At 54.3% G+C, this 24,870-nt stretch carries 27 protein-coding genes, 1 tRNA gene and 3 pseudogenes; 18 read left to right on the top strand and 13 right to left on the bottom strand.

Features of this window, described 5'->3' with window-relative positions; genetic code table 11:
- Positions 1-201: 201 nt before the first annotated feature.
- Complete coding sequence (locus tag BFP90_RS19340) at positions 202-1,635, bottom strand: M48 family metalloprotease (RefSeq protein ID WP_065886236.1); 1,434 nt, start codon at positions 1,633-1,635, stop codon at positions 202-204.
- Positions 1,636-1,730: 95 nt separating this feature from the next.
- Between BFP90_RS19340 and BFP90_RS19335 the strand changes: the two genes are divergently transcribed.
- Positions 1,731-1,970: a sulfurtransferase TusA family protein gene (locus BFP90_RS19335; protein ID WP_065886237.1), complete on the top strand. Its 240-nt coding sequence runs from the start codon at positions 1,731-1,733 to the stop codon at positions 1,968-1,970.
- 18 nt (positions 1,971-1,988) lie between these two features.
- Here BFP90_RS19335 and BFP90_RS19330 read toward each other — a convergent pair whose 3' ends face one another.
- A complete protein-coding gene (locus BFP90_RS19330; RefSeq protein ID WP_065893474.1) occupies positions 1,989-2,462 on the bottom strand; it encodes a peroxiredoxin in 474 nt (157 codons plus the stop codon).
- Positions 2,463-2,472: 10 nt separating this feature from the next.
- The gene (locus BFP90_RS19325) at positions 2,473-3,033 is read right to left on the bottom strand and encodes a glycine cleavage system protein R (protein ID WP_003189463.1); all 561 of its coding nucleotides are present in this window, start codon (positions 3,031-3,033) and stop codon (positions 2,473-2,475) included.
- Positions 3,034-3,295: 262 nt separating this feature from the next.
- On the opposite strand from BFP90_RS19325, the gene dapA reads away from it, so the two are divergent.
- The 7 genes from dapA (at position 3,296) to BFP90_RS27625 (ending at position 8,595) form a co-directional block, all read left to right on the top strand.
- On the top strand, positions 3,296-4,174 hold the full coding sequence (dapA, locus tag BFP90_RS19320; RefSeq protein ID WP_065886239.1) for a 4-hydroxy-tetrahydrodipicolinate synthase: 879 nt from the start codon (positions 3,296-3,298) through the stop codon (positions 4,172-4,174).
- Positions 4,175-4,191: 17 nt separating this feature from the next.
- Positions 4,192-5,307, top strand: a complete 1,116-nt coding sequence (gene bamC / locus BFP90_RS19315; protein ID WP_065886240.1) for an outer membrane protein assembly factor BamC — start codon at positions 4,192-4,194, stop codon at positions 5,305-5,307.
- Positions 5,308-5,311: 4 nt separating this feature from the next.
- Positions 5,312-6,070 (top strand): MBL fold metallo-hydrolase, encoded by a 759-nt coding sequence (locus BFP90_RS19310; RefSeq protein ID WP_065897731.1) that lies wholly within the window; start codon positions 5,312-5,314, stop codon positions 6,068-6,070.
- A gap of 27 nt (positions 6,071-6,097) precedes the next feature.
- The gene (purC, locus tag BFP90_RS19305; protein WP_065886242.1) at positions 6,098-6,811 is read left to right on the top strand and encodes a phosphoribosylaminoimidazolesuccinocarboxamide synthase; all 714 of its coding nucleotides are present in this window, start codon (positions 6,098-6,100) and stop codon (positions 6,809-6,811) included.
- Between the two features lie 83 nt (positions 6,812-6,894).
- Positions 6,895-6,984 (top strand) — tRNA-Ser (locus tag BFP90_RS19300).
- Positions 6,985-7,387: 403 nt separating this feature from the next.
- On the top strand, positions 7,388-7,669 hold the full coding sequence (locus tag BFP90_RS19295) for a hypothetical protein (protein WP_065897730.1): 282 nt from the start codon (positions 7,388-7,390) through the stop codon (positions 7,667-7,669).
- Positions 7,670-7,704: 35 nt separating this feature from the next.
- Positions 7,705-8,595 (top strand): hypothetical protein, encoded by an 891-nt coding sequence (locus BFP90_RS27625; protein ID WP_083203283.1) that lies wholly within the window; start codon positions 7,705-7,707, stop codon positions 8,593-8,595.
- A 138-nt stretch (positions 8,596-8,733) separates the two neighbouring features.
- Here the strand turns inward: BFP90_RS27625 and BFP90_RS19290 are convergent, their stop codons facing one another.
- Positions 8,734-9,885: a tyrosine-type recombinase/integrase gene (locus tag BFP90_RS19290; protein ID WP_256097486.1), complete on the bottom strand. Its 1,152-nt coding sequence runs from the start codon at positions 9,883-9,885 to the stop codon at positions 8,734-8,736.
- A gap of 18 nt (positions 9,886-9,903) precedes the next feature.
- Between BFP90_RS19290 and BFP90_RS19285 the strand changes: the two are divergent.
- From BFP90_RS19285 to BFP90_RS19245, 9 genes and pseudogenes are all read left to right on the top strand, one after another.
- Positions 9,904-10,524 (top strand): annotated as a pseudogene (locus BFP90_RS19285) (terminase gpA endonuclease subunit); the annotation flags it as partial.
- Position 10,525: 1 nt separating this feature from the next.
- A complete protein-coding gene (locus BFP90_RS19280; RefSeq protein ID WP_032889620.1) occupies positions 10,526-10,732 on the top strand; it encodes a phage head-tail joining protein in 207 nt (68 codons plus the stop codon).
- 22 nt (positions 10,733-10,754) lie between these two features.
- Positions 10,755-11,369 (top strand): annotated as a pseudogene (locus tag BFP90_RS19275) (major capsid protein); the annotation flags it as partial.
- 2 nt (positions 11,370-11,371) lie between these two features.
- Positions 11,372-11,692 carry a head-tail joining protein gene (locus tag BFP90_RS19270; protein ID WP_065897728.1) on the top strand — a complete coding sequence of 107 codons (321 nt, stop codon included), beginning with the start codon at positions 11,372-11,374 and terminating at the stop codon, positions 11,690-11,692.
- Positions 11,689-12,348, top strand: coding sequence for a hypothetical protein (locus BFP90_RS19265; RefSeq protein ID WP_065897727.1), 660 nt, complete (start codon positions 11,689-11,691; stop codon positions 12,346-12,348). Before BFP90_RS19270 ends, BFP90_RS19265 begins: the two co-directional genes overlap by 4 nt.
- Positions 12,342-12,785 (top strand): annotated as a pseudogene (locus BFP90_RS19260) (late control protein); the annotation flags it as partial. The gene BFP90_RS19265 and the pseudogene BFP90_RS19260, both read left to right, overlap by 7 nt.
- A 48-nt stretch (positions 12,786-12,833) precedes the next feature.
- Entirely contained in the window at positions 12,834-13,397 is a 564-nt protein-coding gene (locus tag BFP90_RS19255; protein ID WP_065897726.1) for a glycoside hydrolase family 19 protein, read from the top strand.
- Positions 13,379-13,921, top strand: coding sequence for a lysis system i-spanin subunit Rz (locus BFP90_RS19250; protein ID WP_065897725.1), 543 nt, complete (start codon positions 13,379-13,381; stop codon positions 13,919-13,921). Before BFP90_RS19255 ends, BFP90_RS19250 begins: the two co-directional genes overlap by 19 nt.
- Positions 13,922-14,070: 149 nt before the next feature.
- The gene (locus BFP90_RS19245; protein WP_065897724.1) at positions 14,071-14,865 is read left to right on the top strand and encodes a DNA adenine methylase; all 795 of its coding nucleotides are present in this window, start codon (positions 14,071-14,073) and stop codon (positions 14,863-14,865) included.
- Positions 14,866-14,914: 49 nt separating this feature from the next.
- Here BFP90_RS19245 and BFP90_RS28460 read toward each other — a convergent pair whose 3' ends face one another.
- The 3 genes from BFP90_RS28460 to BFP90_RS19240 all read right to left on the bottom strand — a co-directional run bounded on the left by BFP90_RS28460 (position 14,915) and on the right by BFP90_RS19240 (position 17,987).
- Entirely contained in the window at positions 14,915-16,147 is a 1,233-nt protein-coding gene (locus BFP90_RS28460) for a hypothetical protein (RefSeq protein WP_141688988.1), read from the bottom strand.
- A gap of 38 nt (positions 16,148-16,185) precedes the next feature.
- Positions 16,186-16,920, bottom strand: a complete 735-nt coding sequence (locus BFP90_RS27620; protein ID WP_083203281.1) for a hypothetical protein — start codon at positions 16,918-16,920, stop codon at positions 16,186-16,188.
- 272 nt (positions 16,921-17,192) lie between these two features.
- Positions 17,193-17,987, bottom strand: coding sequence for a DUF6602 domain-containing protein (locus BFP90_RS19240; RefSeq protein WP_176718058.1), 795 nt, complete (start codon positions 17,985-17,987; stop codon positions 17,193-17,195).
- 413 nt (positions 17,988-18,400) lie between these two features.
- Between BFP90_RS19240 and BFP90_RS19235 the strand changes: the two genes are divergently transcribed.
- Positions 18,401-18,730: a hypothetical protein gene (locus BFP90_RS19235; RefSeq protein WP_065897722.1), complete on the top strand. Its 330-nt coding sequence runs from the start codon at positions 18,401-18,403 to the stop codon at positions 18,728-18,730.
- Between the two features lie 198 nt (positions 18,731-18,928).
- Here the strand turns inward: BFP90_RS19235 and BFP90_RS19230 are convergent, their stop codons facing one another.
- The 6 genes from BFP90_RS19230 to BFP90_RS19205 all read right to left on the bottom strand — a co-directional run bounded on the left by BFP90_RS19230 (position 18,929) and on the right by BFP90_RS19205 (position 24,671).
- Entirely contained in the window at positions 18,929-20,434 is a 1,506-nt protein-coding gene (locus BFP90_RS19230; protein WP_065897721.1) for a YaaC family protein, read from the bottom strand.
- A 272-nt stretch (positions 20,435-20,706) separates the two neighbouring features.
- Positions 20,707-21,438: a hypothetical protein gene (locus BFP90_RS19225; RefSeq protein ID WP_065897720.1), complete on the bottom strand. Its 732-nt coding sequence runs from the start codon at positions 21,436-21,438 to the stop codon at positions 20,707-20,709.
- A 136-nt stretch (positions 21,439-21,574) separates the two neighbouring features.
- A complete protein-coding gene (locus BFP90_RS19220; RefSeq protein WP_065897719.1) occupies positions 21,575-21,796 on the bottom strand; it encodes a hypothetical protein in 222 nt (73 codons plus the stop codon).
- A gap of 453 nt (positions 21,797-22,249) precedes the next feature.
- Positions 22,250-22,537 carry a type II toxin-antitoxin system RelE family toxin gene (locus tag BFP90_RS19215; RefSeq protein ID WP_065893489.1) on the bottom strand — a complete coding sequence of 96 codons (288 nt, stop codon included), beginning with the start codon at positions 22,535-22,537 and terminating at the stop codon, positions 22,250-22,252.
- Positions 22,527-22,766 carry a type II toxin-antitoxin system RelB/DinJ family antitoxin gene (locus BFP90_RS19210; RefSeq protein ID WP_065886281.1) on the bottom strand — a complete coding sequence of 80 codons (240 nt, stop codon included), beginning with the start codon at positions 22,764-22,766 and terminating at the stop codon, positions 22,527-22,529. Before BFP90_RS19210 ends, BFP90_RS19215 begins: the two co-directional genes overlap by 11 nt.
- A 678-nt stretch (positions 22,767-23,444) precedes the next feature.
- Positions 23,445-24,671, bottom strand: a complete 1,227-nt coding sequence (locus tag BFP90_RS19205; protein WP_065893490.1) for an MFS transporter — start codon at positions 24,669-24,671, stop codon at positions 23,445-23,447.
- Positions 24,672-24,870 lie beyond the last annotated feature (199 nt).

Below are 24,870 nucleotides of genomic sequence, written 5' to 3'. Positions count from 1 at the left end.
GGCTTTTTTGTGCCCCTTTGATTGTTCCCTCGCTCCGCGTGGGAATGCATTCCGTGACGCTCTGCGTCACCATTGCGCAAGTGTCGGATCTTGCGCTGAAACCAGGACGCGGAGCGTCCCGGCTGGCATTCCCACGCAGAGCGTGGGAACGATCAAGCCCCGCCATTGAAGGATGGCGGGGCTTTTTTGTGGGCGATGGGTTTAGCTCATCATCCCTTTCACCAGGCGTTCCTGTTCGATCAACTCACGCTGGCGCGCATCGATTCGCGAGGACAGTGGGAAGTTGTTGCCGGCGCGGCGCTTGGCAAAGTCCAGTTGCTGGATGGCTTGCTGGAAATCGCCCACCAGAGCGAAGTATTCAGCGCGCGCCTGATGCAGGCCAATGATATTGCCCGACAGACCGCGCGTTTCGGCGACCTGATACCACACGTCCGGATCATCCGGGCGGGACTTGAGCAGGCCGTCCAGGGCTTTTTCCGCATCGGCGGTACGGTTTTGTTTGAGCAGCAGATCGACGCGTACCTGGTTCAGTGGATAGTTGCTGGGGTACTGGGTCAGCATGCGGTCGGTGCGTTGTTGGGCGTCCGGCATGCGATTGCTGGTGATGTCCAGCTCGATCTGCGCCAGGTTGTAGGTAATGTCGTTGGGCGCCTTGGCCAGCAGCGGCGCCAGGCTTTCCCGTGCTTCCTTAAGCTGGGTGCCCTTGATCTGGGCGATGGCCAGGCCATAACGCGCCACATCGTTTTTCGGGTTCTCATCCAGCTGTGCCTGGAAACGCTTGGCGGCCAGGCCCGGCGTGTCTTCATACTTCAGTTGCACCCGCGCGCGAATCAACTGATAGCGCAGGCTGTCTTCCTTGCCGCCAGGCTTGGCTTGTTCCGCGCGGTTGCGGGTGTCGGCAATCCGCGATTCGGTGACCGGGTGCGTCAGCAGGAATTCCGGTGGCTTGGCATCGAAACGGTACTGGCGCATCAGGCGCTCGAACATGGTGGGCATGGAGCGCGGGTCGTAGCCGGCTTTCTCCAGGTTGAGGATGCCGATACGGTCGGCTTCCTGTTCATTCTGGCGAGAGAATCGACGCTGTTCCTGGATCGCGGCGGCCTGGGAGCCGGCAATCGCGGCAATGCCCGCATCGCCGGCACCGGCTGCGGCGGCAATGATGCCACCGAGCAGGGCAGCCATCATCGGGATCTGCATGCGCGACTGCGCTTCTACGCCCCGGGCAAAGTGGCGTTGGGACAAGTGCGCCAATTCGTGGGCCAGCACCGATGCGTATTCACCTTCGGTCTGGGCATTGAGGAACAGGCCGCCATTGACCCCAACGATCCCGCCGGGTGCGGCGAAGGCGTTGAGCTGCGGGCTGTTGATCAGGATGAATTCCAGGCGCCGGTCGTTGACCTGGCTGGTTTCCACCAGCTTGTACACGCTGGTTTCGACGTAATCCTTGAGCTGTGGATCATTGAGCTGCGAGACCTGGCCGCGCAGATAGGCCAGCCATGCGCGGCCCAGTTGATATTCCTGTTGCGGCGAGACAATGGCAGAACTGGCGTCGCCGAGTGACGGCAGCTCATCAGCGAAGGCCGGGGAGGCCAGCAGGCAGGCCAGCGTCAGCAGGGTAGGGCGCAAAAAATTCATGCACAAAGCCTTTCGACAAAGAGCTTACTGTAGCCGGACACTGAGCTTCGGACCAGATATTCTAAGCCGCTCAAATGTTTGCCTGGAGTAACACCATGATCGACGCTGTCGCCTTTGACGCCGAACTCGATGCCAGCGGCCTCAATTGCCCGTTGCCCTTGCTCAAGGCCAAGCTGGAACTCAATCGACTGGCCAGCGGTGCCGTACTCAAGGTCACCGCCACGGACGCCGGTTCCCAGCGGGACTTTCGCACCTTTGCCAGGCTGGCGGGGCATACGCTGGTCCAGGAAGAAGAGGCTGCTGGTGTGTACCGTTACTGGCTGCGCAAGGCCTGATCGCCTTGTAAGCGCCAATCAGGCCTCGTTCAGCGCCTGCGCCGCCGCCAACACCGCGTCTACGTGCCCCGGCACTTTCACGCCGCGCCATTCCTGACGCAGTACACCTTCGCTGTCGATCAGAAAGGTGCTGCGATCCACGCCCAGGTATTCCTTGCCGTAGAGCTTCTTGAGCTTGATTACATCAAACAGCTGGCACACCGCCTCGTCCTTGTCGCTGATCAACTCGAAGGGAAACGCCTGCTTTGCCTTGAAGTTCTCGTGAGACTTCACGCTGTCACGCGACACGCCGAACACCTCGGTGTTGGCGGCCTTGAACGCTGCGTACTGGTCACGAAAGCCCTGGCCTTCGGTGGTGCAGCCCGGCGTGCTGTCCTTGGGGTAGAAGTAGATCACCACTTGCTTGCCCTTGAGGGCTGCGAGGCTGAAGGTCTGGCCGCTTGTGGACTGGGCTTGGAAATCGGCTACAGGTGTGTCGATGGCTACCGGCATGAGTCCTTCCTTACATTGGGTTCTGTGGGCGCCATGGTTCGATCAGCGCGTCAAGGTTCAGGGCATCGGCGAAGTCCAGGAACTGGTCGCGCAACCAACTGATCTGCACGCCGGCCGGCAAGGTCACAGTGAAGGTGGCATTGAGCATGGTGCCGCCGGTTTGCGGCGCCTGATAGGTGTCGCAGGTCAGGTTCTCCAGTTCGACGTTGTGGTCAATGAAGAACTGGCACAGCTCGTTGACGATGTCCGAGCGATAGGCCGAGCTGACATACGCCACATAAGGCAGGGCCTGCGGGCGGTTTTCCAGGGCAGCGCTGCGCACTACATTGACGGTGAAGTCGTGCTTCTTGGCCAGGCCCGGCAGGCCGGTCTCAAGGCGCGCCAGGGCGTCCCAGCTACCAGAAATCTGCAGCACCAGAGCGCTGCACTCGCCATGGCGGGTCAGGCGCGAGGTCACCACGGCGCAGCGGTTCTCATGGCTGGCGCGGCACAGGACGTTGGTCAGCTCCATGGGGTTGGCGCCGAGGGCACTGATAACAAGGAATTGTTCGCGAACTGTGGGGGTGGACATGCAGCCTTCCTAAAGCGATGAGCGGTCGATACCGCCAGGGCGGTACCGATCAAAGGATCAAGGGTAGCGAAAAGCGTCGCCAAGGGCTAGGAGGTGGCGTTTTCATTGCGTGAACGACCTGATTCAGGCGCTGCTTTGGCCCAATGATGGCATTGCCCGTCGTTTAGTTGCGCCATAACGCATCCTCGCACGGTACTTCGCTTGTACAAGCATCTTGGCGCCAGTACCATTACGGCTCTCTTTTTCCGGCAGGAGCGGTTGCATGATTGCGGGCAGTATGGTGGCACTGGTCACACCCATGGATGCACAAGGTCATCTCGACTGGGACAGCCTGGGCAAACTGGTGGACTTCCACCTGCAAGAAGGCACCAACGCCATCGTGGCGGTCGGCACCACCGGTGAGTCGGCCACCCTCGACGTGGAAGAACACATCCAGGTGATCGAGTTCGTGGTCAAGCGGGTTGCGGGCCGTATCGCCGTGATCGCAGGTACCGGCGCCAACTCGACGCGGGAAGCGATCGAATTGACCCGCAATGCCAAGAAGGCCGGCGCAGACGCCTGCCTGCTGGTGACGCCGTACTACAACAAGCCGACCCAGGAAGGCTTGTACCAGCACTTCAAAGCCATCGCCGAAGCCGTCCAGATCCCGCAGATCCTCTATAACGTACCGGCTCGTACCGCGTGCGATATGAAGGCCGAGACCGTGATCCGCCTGTCCACGGTGCCGAATATCATCGGCATCAAGGAAGCCACGGGCGACCTGCAACGCGCCAAGGACATCCTGGCCGGCGTCAGCAGCGACTTCCTGTTGTACTCCGGTGACGACGCCACCGCCGTGGAACTGATGCTGCTGGGCGGCAAAGGCAACATCAGCGTGACCGCCAACGTCGCCCCGCGTGCCATGAGCGACCTGTGCGCCGCCGCCATTGCCGGTGATGCCGTGACCGCCCGCGCGATTCACGAAAAGCTGATGCCGCTCAACAAGACACTGTTTACCGAATCCAACCCTATTCCCGTGAAATGGGCGCTGACTGAAATGGGCATGATGCCGGACGGTATCCGTCTGCCGCTCACCCGTCTCAGCGAAGCCTTTCACGAACCGCTGCGACAGGCCCTGCGCCAGTCCGGCGTCCTGGTTTAATTGAGGAAGCACTACGCATGAAGCGATTGGCCGGACTTTCCGCACTTGCCTTGATTATCTCCAGCACCAGTGGCTGCGGTTGGGTATGGGGCCCGGAAGGCTACTTCCGTGACCGTGGCAGCGATTACCTGGAAGCGCAAGCAACCAAACCGATGCAACTGCCGCCTGACGTGAACGTCGCCAAGCGTCTCGACCCGCTGCTGCCGATTCCGCGCAATGTCGCCGACGACACCGTCAAGGGCGAATATGTAGTGCCACGTCCGCAGCCGATCACGGCAGTGGCCGATGCGAGCGACTACAGCCTGCAAAAGAGTGGCGACAACCGCTGGATCGTGGCCCAGCGCCCACCTGCCGAAGTCTGGCCGGTGGCGGTGCAGTTCTTCCAGGACAATGGCTTTCGCATCGACGAGCAGCGCCCGCAGACGGGTGAGTTCACCACGGCGTGGCAGCAAGGCCGTGAGTTGTCCGCCAACATGGCCCAGCGCCTGTTGGCTGGCGGTGTAGCCGCCGACAGCGAGGCCCGTGTGCGTGTGCGCATCGAGCCGGGCGTACAGCGCAACACCAGTGAAGTCTATGTGGTCAGCGCCGAGCGCCCTGCCGGCAGCACGGCCAGCGTCGATTTCACGCCGCGCTCGGTCAATACCGGTGTCGACGCCGCGCTGGTCGACGAGATGCTGGCCAGCATGAGCCGCATCTCCGAGAAGGGCGGCTCGGTTTCCCTGCTCGCCGCACGTGATTACGACACGCCCAGCCGCGTCAGCCTCACCGAAGATGGCAGCGGCAACGTGGTGCTGAACCTGGGTGAAGACCTGGACCGTGCCTGGGCCAGCGTAGGTCGCGCACTGGAGCAAGGCCCTTGGCGCGTTGAGGACATCAACCGCAGCCTGGGTCTTTACTACATCAACGTGGCTGAAAAGGCCGAGAAAAAAGACGACGAGCCAGGTTTCTTCGGCAAGTTGTTCGGCAGCCAGCCGACCAAGGAAGAAGTCGAGACCCGCGCCGAGCGTTATCAGGTTCGTTTGAGCAAGGTCGGCGAGAGCGTGCAAGTCACCGTCGAGAAAAACATCAACACTGTCGCGCCAGCTGAAACAGCGCGCAAAGTATTGGGTGTGATTCAGGACAACCTGGGCTGATCCGATGCGTTTTGCTGTTCTCGGTAGCGGTAGCCAAGGGAACGGCACGCTGGTCGCCCATGACGACACATACATATTGGTCGATTGTGGTTTCTCGTTAAGAGAAACCGAGCGGCGCCTGCTGCGCCTGGGGGTTCACCCCGCGCAGCTGAGCGCGATTCTGGTGACCCACGAACATGCCGACCACGTGCATGGCGTGGGTTTGCTGTCTCGACGCTACAATCTTCCGGTGTATTTGAGTCGTGGCACATTGCGCGGGATGCGCAAACCCATTGAGCCCGCAGGTTTCCTGGCCGGTGGCGAGCAACTGCAGATCGGCGCCCTGAGCATCAGTGTCGTCGCCGTCGCTCACGACGCCCAGGAGCCGACGCAATATGTATTCAGTGATGGTGAGCGACGCTTCGGCGTGCTCACAGACCTGGGTTCCTACTGCGCGAAGGTGCTGGACGGTTACCGCGACCTCGATGCCTTGATAATCGAGTCCAACCACTGCCGAGATTTGCTGGCTCGCGGTCATTACCCCTACTTTCTCAAGCAGCGGGTGGGCGGCGAACTGGGACATTTGAACAACCATCAGGCGGCGTACCTGGTGTATGAGTTGGGCTGGCAAGACCTGCAACACCTGGTCCTGGCCCACCTGAGCAGCAAGAACAACCTGCCGACGCTTGCCCGGCAATGTTTTGTCGACACCCTCGGGTGCGACCCGGACTGGCTGCAACTGGCCGATCAAGATTCAGGGCTCGACTGGCGCCACATCGCCTAGCCCACCTCACTCAAAGCGGAGCCCATCATGGAAAAACGTGAAGAACTCTACCGCGGCAAAGCCAAGTCGGTATACAAGACCGACGACGCCAACCGCCTGATCCTGCTGTTTCGCAACGATACCTCGGCGTTCGACGGCAAGCGCATCGAACAGCTTGATCGCAAGGGCATGGTGAACAACAAGTTCAACGCCTTCATCATGCAGAAACTCGAAGAAGCCGGTGTTCCGACCCAATTCGACAAACTGCTGGGCGATAACGAATGCCTGGTCAAGAAGCTCGACATGATTCCGGTCGAATGCGTTGTGCGCAACTACGCCGCCGGCAGCCTGGTCAAGCGCCTGGGCGTGGAGGAGGGCCTCAAGCTCAACCCTTACACCTTCGAGCTGTTCCTGAAGGACGATGCCAAGGGCGACCCGTTCATCAATGAATCCCACGTCGTGGCATTTGGTTGGGGCACGGCTGAACAACTGGCGCGCATGAAAGAGTTGTCCCTCAAGGTCAACGACGTGCTGAGCAAGCTGTTCGACGACGCCGGCCTCCTGCTGGTGGATTTCAAGCTCGAATTCGGCGTATTCCACGATGGCTCCATCGTCCTGGGCGACGAGTTCAGCCCGGACGGCTGCCGCCTGTGGGACAAGGACACCAAGAAGAAGATGGACAAAGACCGCTTCCGTCAGGGCCTCGGTGACGTCATCGAAGCCTACGAAGAAGTCGCCAAGCGCCTCGGCGTACCGCTTTAATCGACGCAAGCATCTGATAGCACGGAAAAAAATCGCCTTTGGGGTTTGCTTCCGTGATACACACTGTTATGATGCGCGCCGTTGGAGAGATGCCAGAGTGGCCGAATGGGACGGATTCGAAATCCGTTGTACCTTCACCGGTACCTAGGGTTCGAATCCCTATCTCTCCGCCATTATTGAATACGACTAAGCCCCTGAAATGATTAAGCATTTCAGGGGCTTTTTCGTGCGTGTGCTTTTTTTAGGGCATTTTTAGGGCAAATATGTTGCTGAGAGCCAGCGTCTGCGAGGCTGGTTGTACTGGGGTTTCAGGCTGACATAGGATTCTCGGACGGCGGAAAAGGGGGGCTTGCTATACTTGGCGGTAGTCAGCGCACTGAGGCAGATAAGGCTAACTCACATATTCGTAAGTTTCATTGACTTCTTACATGTTCGGCACGCTCTTTGCTTAATAAAAACAGTGAGATACTACGCTTGTCAGAAACACCACAAAAAAATTCCACTAGCCTTCTCGTAGGTCAAACTCAAGGCTATATTACGTTTTAGGTAAACCTTATCTAAGGACAGGAGAGTCAAATGAAGCTTCACGATATTTTGTCAGCGCGTCTTCCAGAGATAGACGACTCGGTAAAGGAGTGCGTTAATTTGGGAGAGTGGTTGCTATTCAAGACTGAAGCCTCAATGGGTCAGCATGGAGCTGCGTTCTACCTCAAAACAGATGCTAGCATTTTTGAGCTTGATGACAGTGGTAGGTTGCTGCACGAGGTTACCCAGGGGGCTGATAGGCTTGAGATAGACGAGCTATTCTATTTTACGGATATCTTAAAGCCGACTTCGCTAAGTAATACTCGACTTTAAAATTATAGAAGCAGTGCTTAGGGATAAGTAGAATAATGAGTCTGATCGGTGGGAGCACGAAGTGGGTACTGTTTCTATCATCTAATGGGGACGCTGAACCGCGACATATTTTTGATCTTGCGTATGGCGTTTTATGTCTAGAGCGTGCTGGTGTAAGTATGGCGAATATTGCCATTTACATTGATGGGGCAGATCGAGTTTCAATCGCTAATTTTATCAGGAGCGGAACAGCTTCTTCGTTCGTCGTTAAAGAATCTAAGGATTTTTTCGTTGACCAATTGAGTAACACTCACGAAAATCTCGTAATGTTCGTTACGGGGCATGGTGGTCCCGATGGTATTGATGCAGTAAAGCCTATTTCACCATATGTATTATTGAATTGCCTGAAGTCGTCGCCCAGTCTTAAAACAGCAGTCGTTTATCTTGGGCAATGCTATGCAGGAATTTTCAATTACATAGGGGCTGGAAGAAAACAGTTAGGTAATGGAGTGGTTGATCCGGACGTAATTTTTATCGGGGCAACTAACCTTCACGAAAGTCTAAGTTCATCGACTCAGGAAACGTTTTTGACTGGTCCTTTTGCATGGCCAGCGAATCTTTTTCTCTTATTTGCGTTTAAGTGGTTCTCGAACCCGGTTGATGTAGATGGCGACGGTAAGTGTACGATTACAGATTCGTACAAATATGCTGGCGTATTTTCTAATGCTGCCAATAAGAATAATAAGGCCGCGGCCTTGGCGAAATCCGTAGACCTTCAAGCGCAGTGGATGGCTGCGAGAGCGGTTAACAAGGCAGCGCCATCTATGACGGCGGGTGTCGCAGAAAATGCCGAGTTCAGGCGTTACGCCTCACATCTTGCACTCCTATATGTTCATCAGGAGTGTTGGATTCTCAATGCTATTCCTTCGCAGCATATCGAAGTATAGTGATTTATAAGAAATTCGATTGCATATTGCTTGGTTTTAATTGGCAAGTTTTATACGGTTGGTAAAGAGTCGGAGTTTGTGCCGCAGTAAGCTGTACATACTCCGATTGATAACTAATCTTTTTGAGTTCGGTTTGCTTTATCTTACTCTAAACCCTAACATTTCCGACACGATACCCGCCATGCTCTTGGTGTCCTTCGGTATCCACCTCCCGTAGTGCTTTCTCACCATCGTTGTATCGGCATGACCGAGTTGGCGGGCAACCCATTCTATGGGTATGTAGCTCGACAGCATCTGACTGGCAAAGGTGTGGCGACACTGGTTAGCACCCCGATGCCGTACCTCAGCTTTTTTCAGATGTGCAGTAAACCAATTGCTCAGAGTTTTGCCATTCCAGAGCAGGCCGCTGGTAGAGCTGTGAAAAAGAAGTCTGACTTTCACCTTTTTGGATGTGATGTTGTCGCGCTGAATAACGGTAATCTCTTCGGCTACTGCTTCCTTCGCATCGGTAACTATCTCCCGCATCAGTTTCAAGGCAGGGTCTATGAGTTCGATTACTCGAACCCTGGAGCGTTCTTTGGGTACTTTAAACTCGCCAACAACCAATGCTCGACGGACATATACCAGGCCGGCTTCAATATCTACGTCTTCAACGGCGAGCCCGATCAGTTCGGAAAGGGACAGTCCTGCCCAGCAGTTAAACTCAATCATCCGGGTGTCAGCTCGTCGGTCGGGATCCGCTTTACCGATCAACTCGATTTCGGTGCGACTGAAGGGGTCGGCATGCTCTAGGTCGACGTCCGCCCCGACGTTACTAATCCTGTCGAGCGGGTTGGCCTTTAGGATGCCGTCGCCGAAGGCATCGGCCCAGACTCCACGGACGACGGTGAAAATGTCGTTCACTGTCTTCGGGGCCAGGCCTTGCTTAAGCAGTTGTGCTTGAAACAACTCGATGTCGCTCTTGCTAATGTCAACGATCCGACGCTTACCGAACTTCTTTTCAACGTGTACAGCCTTGCTCACGTAGTTGATGACGGTACTCGAAGCTTTGAGCGCACGCTGAACCTCCAGCCAGCGATCAATACCTTCCTTCACTGTGCGCTTGAACGACTCGGCATCGAGCACGGTGAGCTTCTGCTTGATGCGTGAAGGTGCGGGCAGCAGGTGTTCCAGGCTTTCGATGGTCACCCCGTTCGGTACGAGTGCCAGCGGCGCAGGGATGCCCTCGACCGCGATGGGCTTGCCGAGGGATTGGGCGAGGGTGACCAGGTGCTGTAGGGCTTGTTGCATCGGATGTGCTCCAGTGGGTGGCGCAACATCTTCGCCATCAAAGGCGCGAGCAAACCTGGCAAGCCGGTGATTGCTCAGCGGCCATCCATGGTCGACGTGACTTGGAAGGGCCAGACCGAACGCGGCGGCGCCGAGCTGTGGTTTGTCGGTACCGACACCGCGAAGGACTGGATCTACAACCGCTACGCCTTCGAGGACGGCCCCGGTTCGTTGCACTTTGCCAACGACCTGCCGGATGAGTTTTTCGCCCAGTGCGTTGCCGAGCGCAAGGTCGCCCGATACGTCAAAGGCTACAAGCGTATCGAGTGGGTCAAGGGCAAGGCTGAGCGCAACGAGGCGCTCGACCTGATGGTGTATTGCCTGGCGATGGCGCATTACCTCGGCATCAACCGGTACCAGGAACACGACTGGGAGCGGGTGCGACAGGCGCTGGCTCAGTCCGGTTTGTTCGACGATGTGTTGGGCGTCAAGCCCGTGCAGGGCGAGCGCGTCGACGCTGACGAAACACCGGCACCGGCACCAGTTGCGGCGCGTCAGTCGCTACCCGCACCGCCACCTGCTGCACCTGTCGCCCAACCGCGACCCGCTGCACCCCCACAACGCCGCAGCTCCACCAGCGGTTACCTGAAGAGACGCTGATATGTCGTTTACCCCGAAGCACCTCGAAGCCATCGAGCGCGCCATTGCACGCGGTGAAAAGACCGTGCGCTACAGCGACCGCACGGTGGAGTACCGCTCCATCGACGAACTGCTCAAGGCTCGTGACGAGATCCGCACGTCGCTGAGTCAAGCCGCCGGGCCGCGCTCTCGCGTGATCCGGCTTACCCACGGAGGCAAGGGAATCTAATGGCCCGACATTATCCGACGCTGACGCCACTCACGAATTCCAACGCATGGGCGCCCTGAATGGGCAAATCCTGGATGCGGACGGCAAGACTTCGCTGCTGGATATCTATAAGACTTTCGGCGTGGTCCGCAAGAAACTGACGATGGGCTTGGGCAACCCGGACACCGAGCTGCGTGTCCGTGCCGGTGAAGCGCTCGATATGCAAGAGGAAGCGCTGGGTAGTATCACCAGCACCGGTTCCCGCGCCTTCTGCGGCAAAAACTTCTGGAACAAGCTGATTGTCCACAAGTCGGTGAAAGAGACCTACCTCAACACCATGCAGGCCGCGTCGCTGCGTGGCGATGCCCGTGAAAGCTTCGAGTTCGGCGGGATCGTCTGGGAGCGCTATCGCGGTAAGGTGGCGGGTGTTTCGTTCGTCCACGACGACAAGGCCCTGCTGATCCCTGAAGGCGTCCCGGATCTGTACGTCTCGTCCTTCGCTCCGGCCGACTATATGGAAACGGTCAACACTCAGGGCATCCCCTACTACAGCAAGATCGAACCGCTGCCGTTCAACAAAGGCGTGGCCGGTGAAGCCCAGTCCAACCCGCTGCACCTGTGCACGCGGCCCCTGGCGCAGATCCTGCTGGAACTCTAACCGTGGGCTTTCGCGACTTGGTCGCTGACGTCGACGCGGTGGTGTTCGAAACACTGGGCGATACCGCACGGATCGAGGGGCGCGAAGAGCCAGTACTCGGCATGTTCGCGGCGCCCTGGTTGCAGCCCAAGCTCGGCAAGCTGAATACCGGCTTGCGCGAGCCTCGGTTTGAAATTCGCGTCAGCGATTCGGAGGGCCTTGTGCGTGGGCTGTTGGTCAGCATCGATCTGCCTGCCTTGGATGGCGGCGGCGATTACGACCTGCTGCAGCTGGAGCCGAGCGGCGACGGTCTGGTGGCCCTGATCTTGAGGTTACGCCCATGAGTGTCGGTAGCTACTACAAGCCCTCCGCTGGCGGCGGGATGATCTCTATCCAGTCCTCGGCCGCAGACCTCCAGGCGTTTCAGGACTTCGCCAAGTTGGTGCCCAAGGCAGCGGCTACGGCGCAACGTCGAGCGATCAACAAGACTCTGGGGTGGTTGCGCACGCACATCGCCCGGGCAGTCAGTCGCCAGGAGCGCATTGCTGTTGCGGCGGTGCGTCAGCGGTTGCGCAGTTACCCGATGTCCGGCGGAGCTGCGAGCGGCAAGCTGTGGTTTGGTTTGAACGCCATTGAGTCCAGCCGAATCGGACGAGCGCGGCAGACCGGCAGTGGTGTTTCGGTGGCCGGCCGGCGGTACCAGGGCGCGTTCCTGAAAAAGGTCTACGGCAACAAAGCAGACATCTGGATCCGTACTGCGAGCAAGCATTTCAACGCAGACGATTATCCCGACAGCACGGTGTCACCCGGTCGAGGGCCAAGTTCAGGGTGGGTTGCGGAAAACGGCAGCCGCTTCCCGCTGGCTAAGGCCAAAGTGTCTCTGGAGCAGGCCCGTCCGCACTTTGAGAGCTGGGTACAAAAGGCCGATGAACGCTTGCTGGAGATCCTGAAACAGGAACTCAACTATGAGTTGCAGAAATACCTCAAGAGGATCGTGTAGGGGATCGCAATTCGCACAAAGCCGTGGCGACTAAGCATCAGAACAAAAAGGACGGCAAATTGGCGGTGGTCACCATCGACAACGACGACGCCCCGGACGGCTTGCCGGCGGTGCACACGGATCGGCATATCTATCCGAACAAGACTGCTGCTGAATCAGCAGCCAAAGCAAGGTTAGCGGCATTCAATCGCTCTACCGCCGACGTGCGTTTCGAGATGCCTGGCCGGACTGACATTTTTGCCGAGCGACTGATCAACGCCCAGGGCTTCAAGGTCGGGCTGGATGGCGAATATCTGGCGGATTCGGTGGAGCAGGTGTTCACCCAATCTGGCTGGTCGACCACGGTCGAGTGCAATGCCGGCAAGAAAGGCAAATCCAAGGGTAAGAAAAAGAAGGAAACGAAGCCGCTCAAGGTCGTGAGCGTCGAGAAGCTGTAATGCAATCCACCGCCGCCTGAGTGCGGTATTTTTTTGTCCGGAGTTTTTATGTCCATCACTGAACAACAGCTACAACGCATCATGCCAAACGCCCGCCGCCAAGCGGGCGTTTTTGTATCTGCCCTGAACGCCGCAATGGCGCATCGGCAGATCAATACACCGAAACGCCAGGCCGCCTTCCTGGCGCAGCTTGGTCACGAGTCCGGTCAACTGCAGTACGTCCGCGAGCTGGGCGGGGATCAATACCTGAGTAAATACGATACCGGCACTCTGGCTGCCAAGCTTGGTAATACGCCAACTGCAGATGGTGATGGTCAACGCTATCGTGGCCGAGGGTTGATCCAGATCACCGGCCACGACAACTATCTGCGCTGCAGCCTGGCACTGTTCGGCGATGAGCGATTGCTGCGCACACCCGAGCTGCTCGAGCAGCCGCAATGGGCAGCAGAGTCGGCGGCGTGGTTCTGGTCCGTGAATGGGCTGAATGCGCTCGCGGATCAGGACCAGTTCAACACCATCACCCGCCGGATCAATGGGGGCCTCAATGGCCTGGAGGATCGGCTGCTGCTGTGGGCCAGGGCGAGGGCGGTGTTATGCGTTTCTTCGATCTGATCCCCGCGCAGTTCCGTTTCGCCGCCGTCGGCGTGCTGTTGTTGATGGTGATTGCCGGATCTGCTGCGTTGGCCTGGACAGCCCAGGACTGGCGTTATGGCCGCGAGCTGGAGCGCCAGGCCCGGCTGCAGGCGGACACCCTTAACGAGTTATCCCAAGCGTCTGCCGCCGTACAGCGTACCGAGCAGGACAAGCGCCTGGCTCTTGAGCAGCGTCTGCAGAACAAAGACGAAACCCACTACAAGGAATTGACCGATGAGCAAACCAAGCAGGTTCGTCTGCGTGATCGCTTGGCTACTGCTGATCTGCGGCTGTCAGTCGTACTCGCCGCCACCGAAACCACCGGCAGCTGTTCAATGTCAGCCACCACCGCCACCGGCCGCGTGGTTCATGGCCCCACAAGAGCCCAACTTAACCCAGCGCATGCTCAACGAATTATCGGAATCACCGATGCCGGCGACCGAGGGTTGATCGCCCTGCGGGCCTGTCAGGCTTACGCAAAAGAAGTTTCTACATCGAAATAAAAGGAGCGGCCGGGCAGGATGCGTCAACATCCAATCCGGCCACCTTCCCCGCAGATCGTCCCTGCAAGTCCAGCCAAGGCTCCTGCTTCGTGCACAAAGCGGAGCGAGCCTAGCACTGTTTATCCATACAGCAAAGGTCTTGCTTTTTTATGTCTACACCCATCATTCCTTGGATGGGCGGCAAACGCCGCCTGGCCGACCGCCTTATCCCGCTCTTCCCGCCACACGAATGCTACGTTGAAGTCTTTGCCGGCGGCGCCGCGCTCTACTTCATGCGTCCCCAGGCAGCGCCTGTTGAAGTTCTTAACGATATCAACGGCGACCTGGTGACGCTGTACCGCGTCGTGCAGAACCACCTGGAAGAATTCGTGCGCCAGTTCAAATGGGCGCTCAGTTCCCGCCAGGTGTTCGAGTGGCAGAAGATGACCCGCCCGGATACCCTTACCGACATCCAGCGCGCTGCGCGATTCTTTTACCTGCAGCACCATGCCTTCGCCGGCAAAGTGAAGGGGCAAACGTTCGGTACTGCAACCACGGGGCCGGCCATCAACCTGCTGCGGATCGAGGAAAATTTGTCTGCAGCTTGGCAGCGGTTGTCCGGCACATACGTTGAGAACCTTCCTTGGTTGGACTGCGCTGAGCGCTACGACCGTGCCCATACCTTCCACTACATGGATCCCCCTTACTGGCAGACGGCGGGCTATGGCGTTGACTTTTCCTTTGAAAATTACGAGCGCATGGCTGACTTCATGCGTCGCTGCAAAGGAAAGGTCATGGTCAGCATCAATGATCACCCGGACATTCGGCAAGTGTTCGAGGGTTTTCATTTTGAGACTTTGGACATCCGCTACACCACATCCAACCAGCGACAAGGGAGTGGCGAGGTTAGCGGAGAACTTGTAATCATGAACTGGGAGCCAGCTGTACTAGGATCTCTATTTTAAAGTGACAGATTAGGGCAGATTCTTATTCCGCCCTATGCCAGCTATTTTTTCAGTGTTTGGATTCTCCAATAAATTTCTGGACAGTTTTAAGCATGGATATTTGGGTTTTTAAATTTTTAGATTGTGTTGGTAAGGAGATTAAGTTTTTTAACTCTTCAGTTGTAGAGTATTTGAAAGGGTTTATTATGAAAAAATTTAATAGGTGTTCAATGAATGAGCAGAGGTGATAATTTTTAAGTTCTATATTTATTGGCGGGTGACCTCCGTGAATGTGATTGTTTCGTGATGTGCGTAGAGATTCTAATATCGCTTGATGGAGTGCTCTGTCTTGAAAGAAGAATGAAGCTCTCTTTATGAGGGTGGCAGATTCATGAGTCATTGTTAAGCGTTCTAGTGTTGACCATAGTTTCATGAATCGTAACTCGGGATCTTTTCGGTCTGTTGCGTCGACATAGTTGTTTAATGCTGAAAATAAATGAGGAAGATATAAGCATTTTTTTAATAGTGCGATTTTACTTTTCAAGTTGTCGATTGTTTTTTGGGGTGACCTAAGGGTTAAAGCTTGATCGTTACGAAAGGAGGGGTTCATCCAGCACTCGCCCCTTACGCTCTTCCCACTAATATAATGTAGGGTGTGGACCTGTCCGCATTGGATTATGCTATTTGTTGGGTATTCATATTCGCTTGACTGAGCAAGTAGCTGTCTGTTTTTTTTAAATCCAATTTGAAATATAGCTCTGGCACAGCTTAATGCGCCAGTCGCGTTATTTACGGCATGCTCCGTGTTTGTGGCGCTAGTAGTTATACATACAAAGGTGTAGTTTTCTTGATTTTTCAGCTTCCGATCTTCATGGCTTAAGAGAGTTTTGTCTCTGGCGGCCTGGTATTTTTTTGGTATTGAATTGTGGAAGCTTATTCGGCAGTTATTAATTGTTATTGTTGGTAGTAAGTATATGTTTTTTATGTTGATTTGCGTAATTATCCTGTATTCTTCTTTCTTTGTGGCTTTGAGGTGGCATGCCTTGTCAAATTCTATAGTTAAATTGTTAGTGTTAGTGATTTTATCCTTTTTGTAACATTTTTCTATTGCTTCTTTTAATGTTGAATAGAGGGTTTCTTCATCAAGATCGTGACTGTGTTTTATTAAGCCGAAGAGGGGGTCAAGATAAAAGGTGGTCTCGATTTTGTAGCTTAAATTTCCGTCAGGTCTAAGGGTGTAGCTATCACGAATTATATTTATAAGTTCAAGTGCGTACGCCGAATTGATCCACGTTGTTTTCAAGTTTATCTCCTATGTATCGCACTTTAAATCTATGAGGTTTAATTGGGTTGATTGGGTTTCGAAGTTTGAGTTTTGCTTTTTTCTAAAGGTTTTGTTGCTTCCAGTTTTGAATCGTTATTTTCTATCCAATGTTCAAGACATTCGAAAGCTGACGGTGACTCTACGTTATACTCCGAGTAAAATACATCTATGCAGGCGCGAATAGCGTCGAGGTGACTGTTGCCGTATAGCGCTATCCATCGATTGCTGAAAATAGTAACTTGGCTCTGATCGCTTTTTTCTGAGTAGCCGAATAACATACCTTCGTAGTTGGGGTGTGCGCTTTCTGAGAGTGCGCTGTACCATTTAAAAATGCCGGGATAGCGTTTATCAGCCTTTTCAAGTATCGTTAAAATATTGATGGATTTGTGAGGCGTGCTATCGTCTCGTGACCCCATTAAAAGCTTTGTTGAGTGATCGGAAAATTCATGGAAACTCATATTGCCAGCAACTACTTGGCGCATACTTCGATTTAGATGGATAAGGACTGCAATAGTCTCGAATGCGCTTCGAAGTAAAATTCGTGCGCCCAGCGAATGAGAAGAGTTATGAAGGTGGTAAGATTGCGCAAGTAAATCCTGTAATCGCCATGCGACTGACTCTCGCAGGAGTAAGCTGCGCCACGGGGCCTTCCATTTGTGTACTAGTTTGTTTCTTGAGAAAAGACCGCCGACGTCAATCTCGTAACAGAGATCTGCTTTCCAGTCGGCTAGGGCTTTTGCGATATCCTCCACGAAACCTCCTTATAATTCATGAATTGAAGGCCAGTTATGTAGGGAAGCTGATCTGATCTTAGTATATAGAGTTGGGCAGTACTGGCAGCATAAATCAGCTCCTTGGCTTTCACATTTCCAATAGCCGTTGGCAACGGCCTACCTATCGAATTCATCTGCAGACTGACAGCATTCCTTAGGAATTTCGTTAGCCTGGGCAGGTGTAAGCCTTGGGGTCAATCCATTCCCTCGCGTGCTCGAGTGTCAGCACGAAGGGCTTTGAGATTTTCGTTTTAGGGGAGTAATTGGAATTCCTCTTTAGGGATGCTCGTTAGGTACTTCTCAGCGTTTATTGCGAAGCTAGCGCTGTGGATGCATAAATTACTCAGTAGAAAGAAAAAGTATAGAAGAGTCCCCTGTTCGGACTTCGTTAATACCCAGTTAGAGTATGGGTGGGAATCTCTGAGATTCGATGGGGTCATTGAGTCGGGTATGTTGTCGAAGTGTAAGAAGCCACTTTTAAGAATAAACACTCCGTCTATAGAAGGAGAGGGTGTATCAAATCGCTCAGGAAACTTAACTTGTGGTGACTCTATGTGCAGAGCTTGGTGCGTGTTTTTTATCCAGTTGTAAGTTGTTTCGAGTTTTGCTGGTCCGGCGTAAGCGACTACGAAATTCACTATTGCCGGAAGTGCATAGCCTATCTGAATGAATTTGAATACGTGAGGAGTTAGCTTTTTAGCATTTCGAGCTGCTTTTATTGCTTGCTCAAGCCCTTGCTCGTCAAGTGTGGACTTGACTTCTATTGTGGCTATAACTGACTCAACAAGGAATGCACAGATTCCACCGCCGAGATCCAGCTTAGGAAAGTCTTTTCGGTAAATAACTATATCAAACTGGTTTCGAGGTTCGTTTGGGATAGATGAGGAGTCTATGATTTCTCCGGTTCCGATTGCGACCGTTGACGGAAGATGAGCTTCAAGAAATTCTTTAATAAATGCCTCGCGTGGAGTGCCTTTATGCAAGCTATGACCACTGTTTGCACTTATCTTTGAGCTGGCTAGTATTTTATCTTCAACTGCACTCATGTGACTGAATAGCATTCTCTGTTCTTCCATTGGTTTTCGGTGCAGGCAGAATGACATCTCTAGCAGCATTAAGGAAAGTGAAAATTCATACCGGTGATAAAGGCTAACCTATACGTGAGAAAAAGTAATTTACTCGAGCCTAGGTAGGTGGAGATCAAATAAATTAATATTTCCCATCATGCGGCTTGCTGATGGCTAGCTAGATTCTTAGGCAGAGAAGGCCGTCTGCGACTCTCGACGGCTTTCCGCAGCGCGGCCTCCAGCGCCAACTGATTTTCATAAAACCTTTCCAATAGGTCTGACAGTGAGTGTTCCGTCGCCATTTTGCTTCACTTTTTTCGGTAAAGTTCAAGCATAGCCGTGGACTGGGTTAGAATCAGTTACCTGACACATCAGGCTTTTTGAGAAAAATGATGAATACAGAACTTACTGAACAAGAGATGCGCCGGGCGTTATTTGGGCAGGCCGAACCGCCTGCGCCAGTACCCAAATCGTACAAGCATGACATTTTCCTGGACGTCGTGGTGGAGGAGCCGATTAAAGCTGCGAAAAAGAAAGTCTCAAAACGCTTCACCCCTAGGCTGAAAGTCACGCTGCGTGTAGGAAATGAATTCGAAGGTGAAACGTATGAGATAATCCATGAGGCTCATACGCTGAGCACGCTCCTGGCAGAGCAGGAGGCTATCAAGGCTGCGAGGAAGAAGTTCAGATATGTGGAAGTGACATCAGTAATTTCGATGTGACAGTGACTTCACACAGCTCGCACCAAAACTTCGTTGTCCTACCATGTATCTGGCCGGTAATGTTGAACTGATATTTCGTGGACGGCATTATCGACCCTAAGCTGCCGGTAGTGAAAGGCAGAAGCCGGTCAAAAGCAGGCGGTGATATTCATCTTAATAACAGTATTTTCACACTGAAGTTGCATTAAAGTGAGTGCATTAGCCGAAGCCACCTGGCAAACTGGTATAAACATCCTCTCCCAAAATACTCTCAAGGAATTCCTGAGGTAGAATTCTCTCGAACACGTCAAGTACCGCGCGCATAACACCTAAATGCTGATCCCAATCTCCGCCCTCTACACGCCTCCATGATCCAGGCATGTACCTGACTAAAATGGACAGCGAATACAGGATGGCGAGAGAGGTCACTCTGTATTCTTGTACACCTCCTAGTACAGGCAAAATTAAAGCAGGACTACTCAGATAAGGACTCTTGTGCAACAGCAAGGCTTCATGCCAGTAATCTAATCCTGGATGATCTACTCGAACGCGATAGACGCTACCTGCTTCGGAGGTCTTAACCTTGGTCAGCTCGGCAAATGGCCAGTTCTGAGAAGCGATTCTTGCTTCGGATAGTCTCTGAGAACAATCTAAAAGAGATATGTAACTGCTTGCTGAAGATGAACCGTGTTGAGCGTCTAGGTCTGTTATATCTATATAGGGAGTAACCCACGCCGGCTCATTATCGTAAACTTGCATAAAGAGATCTTCGAGCTCGGGTATCGCTGATAGCAGAACTGACAACGACGCGAAAGATTGCGGAGGATACTTCGTTGTATTCTCTAGATCACTTGAGGTTTTAGCCTTTGCTTTAGGAAAAAAAGAGGTGTCGTAACCTAAAAAGCTGACCCATTGCGGGAAGAAGCCAGTCGCTAGGACCCCTACGTTTAAGTCACCAAAGCTACCTGTCTCCGATGCAAGTGCGAAAAGCCCATGTCCCTGCTTAGTCATTCCCTCTAGCTCGTCCAAATCAGCAGGCCCGCTAGGTGTTGCTAGGATTTCCGCGAAGGCTAAGCTCAGGGTTCCGTAATAGAGACTTAAGACTCGCTTGTTAAGACTCTCATGCGGCGCACCTTTGTAATAGTCAGCGGCGTTACCTAACGCAAACGCTATACCAGACGCCTTGGACTGCACCTGGCAATCAGTTAATATGACCCCATCTCGTTCAGATCGTCGCACTACAAGCTTCCTAGCTAGCTCTAAACTGGAATATTGATTTAGGTGCGACCAAATGCCTGCCAGCGGACTCTCTGACACTATTCTTTTGAATGCCTTGTTCGGAGCCGGAGCTTTTCTACCTACTTTTGCAGGATCAAGTTCTCTGTTCCACTGGACCAGTAAAGGAAAAAAGTCTCCCACGTATGACACTGGGATCGATATTCCACGTGCGAAATCTTCAACGTGGTAGAGCTGACCATTCGTAAAAATGTGGCTGACTTTACCTTCAAGGGCTTTGTAATGACGATTATCGGTTGCTGAGGTGTACATGAGAGCCACCGCATGCTTTTTGCCGGCTTTCTCAGCAACGATAACGAGGTACTCACCCTCTTCAGACTCTTCCGCAATCGTTGAAATCCAGCCATGAGACGATAAGGGCTTGAGGATTTGTCGATTGGCGGCATCCCGTAAGATCCCCATGCGCAACTCTATACCACTTCCTCCCATAGGCCTTCTCCGTCGTTCTCATATATTGTTAGCGCTCGATACTACGCCAAATCCGACTGCAAGCAGCTTTGTTAGTGTTGATAACTGCGAAGTCACAGCGCACCGACAGTACACCATTGTGTTTTTACACACTCTGGGCCGATTGCAGCCTATCGTGACGGATAGCTTTTTGAAAATTGACAACTCATTATCGGCCCCAATTTTTCGATGCTGATAATTGACTACTTTTCGCCGAAAAATCCTCCTGGCTTGGGTCGAAGGCGTCGATCCGACTACCACCGCCTCCACCACGCCTTCTGAGAAACCACCTTTGGCGCTAGCGAGGCGATCTCAGAGCCTGCAATCTTTATCGGTGCGACGTCCATACCATCGAAGCTACCTAGACCCAGAGGGGGGCTTTCTGCTTGTAGAAAGCGAGTGATTTCTGCTGAAGCCACCGCATGCAGTAACGACGAGGGCGTTATATTGCGACTCAAGACGTGAATGCCGCTCTCTGGGTCATGCAGACCACTTGCGTCGGTGCCTTCAACGCCATCTATCAGAAGCGGCTGGATCATGACCGTCCCAAGCTCGTAGGTGATATCCAGATCACCGCAAACGCAACGCAGCCTTTGCAGTTCACCATTCGACGATACACACACAAAATCCAGCCCGTCGTCATCCGTGCAAAAGCTGCAAACGTGTAATTGAAGGCTTTTACTTAGCGCTAAATTCACATTCAGGAAAGCTCTCTTGAAGTAGTCGGCTAGCTGAGCATCCTTAAGCACTTTGTATATCCGCGATAGGGCTGCCAATTCTTGAGGGAGCTCAAGCGGTACATCCTTGATAGGTGGCATAGACGTAAAGGGCCATTTCCGCTCTTCGCCAGCTTTGAACGTGTCTAAGTAGAACGACGTGGCGCTTTCATCCTGATGCAATGACCATCCAATGCTCATCGGTAAGGTAGAAAGTGGTTCTAGCTCCGGCATCGCATTCATCGCATGAGCAACGACAAGGTACCCCATTGTTTAGGTCCTTCAGGTATAGGGCTGAATCGCCCCAAGCATAGTCGATACTTGAGTGTGTGCTATTGGCCGATTGCTGCCTGCGAGCACCTTGCGCTGCTCGCGTTGGGATTACCGGCTGCAAACTTGAGATCGCTTAGGCTTGGCCGGAACTCGAGCCCTTGAGCTTGGCTAAGCCCTGTTTGATGTAGCCGGCGTTTTCACCGATCACGAACAGAGCACCACGTACGTTATCACCGACCTCGCTCAAGCCTTGTTTCTCGCTTTGGAGGGCCAATTCCATCACGGCAGCTTCCAACGCAAGCTGATCGTCGTACATTCTTTCGAGCAAATCCGGTAATGAGTATTCCCCTGACATGTGCACTGCTCCGTCGAAAATAGCGAAGCATAGCAGTGGTCCGCCAGATTGCAGATTGCTTGGAAATAGCATGCAGATCGGCCGCTCCGCTTTTTGCGATCAGCGATAGCGTTAAGGCTGCGTCCGATTCGTCATCGGACGACATGGGAACTCGAACTGTCTACGGTTGTGTGCATTGTGGCGGATGACACGCTTGCATTGAGTCTCGCAATGCGGCTTCCATATGCGCGCTCAGTCTTAGGGCAAATTTAGGGCAAAACTCAGGCCGCTGTAGACCGTTTCTGCCCTTGCCGTCCACCCAAAACACAATACAATTGCGGCCTGGAGCGGGGTGTGGGGTGTGCAGGTCGGGTTCGAATCCCTATCTCTCCGCCATTACATGAAAAAGCCCCGTAGCTGCATAAGCTACGGGGCTTTTCCGTTTGGGGCGTCTTTTGGGCTATCAACCCACGGTTAGCTCAAGCGCTCATTCGCCTTGCGATAGGCCTGATCATGCTCCCGCTTATCCACGGCCACCACGACGACGGTAATTTCCTGATCGATCACTTGATAGATCAGTCTGTAGCCGCTACTGCGTAATTTGATCTTGTAGCAGTCAGGGAGTCCATGCAGGCGATTGGCTTCGTTGCGGGGGTTGTTCAGAATCTCCACCAGCTTCTTCTTGAGCTGCTGGCGGAGAGTGTCGCCGAGTTTTTGCCATTCCTTCAATGCGCGTGCATCAAAATCAAGGCTATAGGTCATCTAACGAGACCTTCACTCGCTGGGGAGATGCCAAGCGTTCACGTACCGTGGCCATCAAGGCCTCATCCTCTTGCGTCATCAGCACGGGCTTGAATGGCAGCTGACCACGCTCGGCGACGTACTGCAGCGCCTGACGCATCAGCTCGGAGGGCGTGACGCCGAGCTTCTCCAATTCGAGATAGGCGCGCGCTTTCAGGTCGTCATCAATACGAACGTTGATAGATGCCATGGGAAAAGTCCTCCTGTAATGACGTTGGTCATTACATTGGATGAGGTGCGTCCCTTTGGCAAGTCTGTCTGGACATACGGCAATCGCTTTCATTCTTTGATCCTACTTTTTACCCTTCGGTTTGGCTGGCGGCTTTTTATCCGTTTCCTTGACCGTCTCCCGCGGCCTTTTTTTTGCCTCACCTTCTGTCACGTATTCTCCTGTGACCGCGTCGCGATATCTCGTTGGCATATAAGCTCCCTGGCAAGTACGTCGCCAAACCGGCGACTCTTTTGAGGCTAGCTTAGCGGCCTGGATGCTCAAGTTTCACTGCGGGAATTCTCGTTACCAAGCCTTTCCGAAATAGCCGCTTACGACTTTAAAAGCGAGCGTGTAATCACGCTGACTACGTCTTTTCCCGTATCCGTTGAGTGCTCCTGAAGACAGGTCATAAGGCTTACACCTTATTCAGGACCGGACGCTGAAACAAAAAAAACCTGCCGAGCTCAATGCTCAGCAGGCTTTTTACATGATCGTTCCCACGCTCTGCGTGGGAATGCCGCCCAGGACGCGGAGCGTCCTGCTTTCAGCGCAAAATCCGGCACCTGCGTAATAGTGACGCGGAGCGTCACGGGATGCATTCCCACGCGGAGCGTGGGAACGATCAATGCTCGGCAGGCTTTTTAGTGTGTTGTCTGGTCAGGCTGGCTGCGCCGCCAGGCGATTGCTGATGTTACGACCCAGCACCAACACGGTGACGAAGCCTACGCCCACCAACGCTGTGGCCAGGCTCAACAGCACCGAAGTGCCCAGGTGGTCAACGATCTGTCCACCAAAGAACGACCCCAGCGCAATGATCACCTGGAACAGCGCAACGAATAACGGCATGCCACGTTCCACGTCCTGGGGCGCGACCACGAACATCCAGATGCTGGCGCACGCCGGGAAGGCGCCGAAGGCGAAGCCCCACAGCGCGATCAGCATCGTGGCGCCGATCATGCCGGTGGCGAAGTAGGGGAACAGGGCGGTGCTGGTGCCAATCATCAGCGCGACCAGCAGCAGGGTGTGACGCACGCTGCGATTGGCGGCGAAACCGGCAAAAATGTTACCTGCCACACCGGCCACGCCAAACATCAGCAACAGCGAGCCGATCGTCGGCCCGTCGAAGCCTGCGCTGTTCTTGAAGAACGGCGCGACGTAGGTGTAGGCGGCAAAGTGCGCGAGGCCGATCAGCAACACGGCGATCAGTCCGACTCGGGCACGTGGGTTGATAAACAACGCCGGCAAGTCACGCACGAGGATGGCCTTCTCCGGGTAGAGTCGAGGCAACAGGAAGACCTGCGCCAGCAGTACCGGTACGCCCAGCAGCGCGGTGACCAGGAAGGTCATGCGCCAGCCCATCAGGCCACTCAACCAGGTACCGACCGGCACGCCCAGTACGGTGGCCAGGGTCACGCCCATCATGATGATCGAGGTGGCTTTCGCGACGTCCACTCCCCTGGGGGCCAGGCGGCCGCTGAGGGCGATGGCCGTCGCCCAGAAACCACCGATGCTGATGCCCAGCAACACGCGCCCGAACAGCAGCAGGCTGAAGTCGCTGGCCAAAGACACCACCAGGTTGGCGATGATCATGACCAATGTCAGGCCGATCAGCAGGTAGCGGCGATCCATCTTGCCAATGATCACCGACAGCAGCGGCGCCGCGAGGGCGGCCATGATGCCCGGCAGGGTCACCATCAGGCCCGCGTGGCCGGCGCTGATGCCGAGGTCGCTGGCGACGTCGTTGAGCACGCCCACAGGCAGAAACTCGCTGGTCACCAGGGCGAACGCGCCCACGGCGACCGAAAGAATCGCCAACCACTGCTGTTTGACACTCTGTTGATTATGTTCGGGAAGGCCGCGAGGGGCCTGGCTGGCATTTGGCATGGTGTTCAGTTCCGGGGTGAGCGTCGCCTGAAGTCAGGCGAGGGGGAGGGAATTTGGAGCCGATTATAGAAACCAGTTGTAGTAATTGAGCAGGCGCTCGGTTCGATAGTAATCATCAGTGCAATCGATGCCACGCCCAAACGTATCGCTGTGCAGCGTGCGAAGAAATGATCTCTATTCAGTGTGACTGTGAGCGTCA

It is taken from the genome of Pseudomonas sp. 24 E 13 (genome assembly GCF_900004715.1).
GTDB classification, from domain to species: domain Bacteria; phylum Pseudomonadota; class Gammaproteobacteria; order Pseudomonadales; family Pseudomonadaceae; genus Aquipseudomonas; species Aquipseudomonas orientalis_A.
The sequence above is the reverse complement of the archived record's forward strand: the minus strand, read 5'-3'. Positions and strand labels throughout refer to the sequence as shown.

Bases quoted from the DNA above. Each gene is read 5' to 3' on its own strand.
- BFP90_RS19340 (WP_065886236.1), bottom strand. From the start codon at position 1,635: ATGAATTTTTTGCGCCCTACCCTGCTGACGCTGGCCTGCCTGCTGGCC.
- BFP90_RS19335 (WP_065886237.1), top strand. From the start codon at position 1,731: ATGATCGACGCTGTCGCCTTTGACGCCGAACTCGATGCCAGCGGCCTC.
- BFP90_RS19330 (WP_065893474.1), bottom strand. From the start codon at position 2,462: ATGCCGGTAGCCATCGACACACCTGTAGCCGATTTCCAAGCCCAGTCC.
- BFP90_RS19325 (WP_003189463.1), bottom strand. From the start codon at position 3,033: ATGTCCACCCCCACAGTTCGCGAACAATTCCTTGTTATCAGTGCCCTC.
- dapA (WP_065886239.1), top strand. From the start codon at position 3,296: ATGATTGCGGGCAGTATGGTGGCACTGGTCACACCCATGGATGCACAA.
- bamC (WP_065886240.1), top strand. From the start codon at position 4,192: ATGAAGCGATTGGCCGGACTTTCCGCACTTGCCTTGATTATCTCCAGC.
- BFP90_RS19310 (WP_065897731.1), top strand. From the start codon at position 5,312: ATGCGTTTTGCTGTTCTCGGTAGCGGTAGCCAAGGGAACGGCACGCTG.
- purC (WP_065886242.1), top strand. From the start codon at position 6,098: ATGGAAAAACGTGAAGAACTCTACCGCGGCAAAGCCAAGTCGGTATAC.
- BFP90_RS19295 (WP_065897730.1), top strand. From the start codon at position 7,388: ATGAAGCTTCACGATATTTTGTCAGCGCGTCTTCCAGAGATAGACGAC.
- BFP90_RS27625 (WP_083203283.1), top strand. From the start codon at position 7,705: ATGAGTCTGATCGGTGGGAGCACGAAGTGGGTACTGTTTCTATCATCT.
- BFP90_RS19290 (WP_256097486.1), bottom strand. From the start codon at position 9,885: ATGCAACAAGCCCTACAGCACCTGGTCACCCTCGCCCAATCCCTCGGC.
- BFP90_RS19280 (WP_032889620.1), top strand. From the start codon at position 10,526: ATGTCGTTTACCCCGAAGCACCTCGAAGCCATCGAGCGCGCCATTGCA.
- BFP90_RS19265 (WP_065897727.1), top strand. From the start codon at position 11,689: ATGAGTGTCGGTAGCTACTACAAGCCCTCCGCTGGCGGCGGGATGATC.
- BFP90_RS19255 (WP_065897726.1), top strand. From the start codon at position 12,834: ATGTCCATCACTGAACAACAGCTACAACGCATCATGCCAAACGCCCGC.
- BFP90_RS19250 (WP_065897725.1), top strand. From the start codon at position 13,379: ATGCGTTTCTTCGATCTGATCCCCGCGCAGTTCCGTTTCGCCGCCGTC.
- BFP90_RS19245 (WP_065897724.1), top strand. From the start codon at position 14,071: ATGTCTACACCCATCATTCCTTGGATGGGCGGCAAACGCCGCCTGGCC.
- BFP90_RS19240 (WP_176718058.1), bottom strand. From the start codon at position 17,987: ATGAGTGCAGTTGAAGATAAAATACTAGCCAGCTCAAAGATAAGTGCA.
- BFP90_RS19235 (WP_065897722.1), top strand. From the start codon at position 18,401: ATGAATACAGAACTTACTGAACAAGAGATGCGCCGGGCGTTATTTGGG.
- BFP90_RS19230 (WP_065897721.1), bottom strand. From the start codon at position 20,434: ATGGGAGGAAGTGGTATAGAGTTGCGCATGGGGATCTTACGGGATGCC.
- BFP90_RS19225 (WP_065897720.1), bottom strand. From the start codon at position 21,438: ATGGGGTACCTTGTCGTTGCTCATGCGATGAATGCGATGCCGGAGCTA.
- BFP90_RS19220 (WP_065897719.1), bottom strand. From the start codon at position 21,796: ATGTCAGGGGAATACTCATTACCGGATTTGCTCGAAAGAATGTACGAC.
- BFP90_RS19215 (WP_065893489.1), bottom strand. From the start codon at position 22,537: ATGACCTATAGCCTTGATTTTGATGCACGCGCATTGAAGGAATGGCAA.
- BFP90_RS19210 (WP_065886281.1), bottom strand. From the start codon at position 22,766: ATGGCATCTATCAACGTTCGTATTGATGACGACCTGAAAGCGCGCGCC.
- BFP90_RS19205 (WP_065893490.1), bottom strand. From the start codon at position 24,671: ATGCCAAATGCCAGCCAGGCCCCTCGCGGCCTTCCCGAACATAATCAA.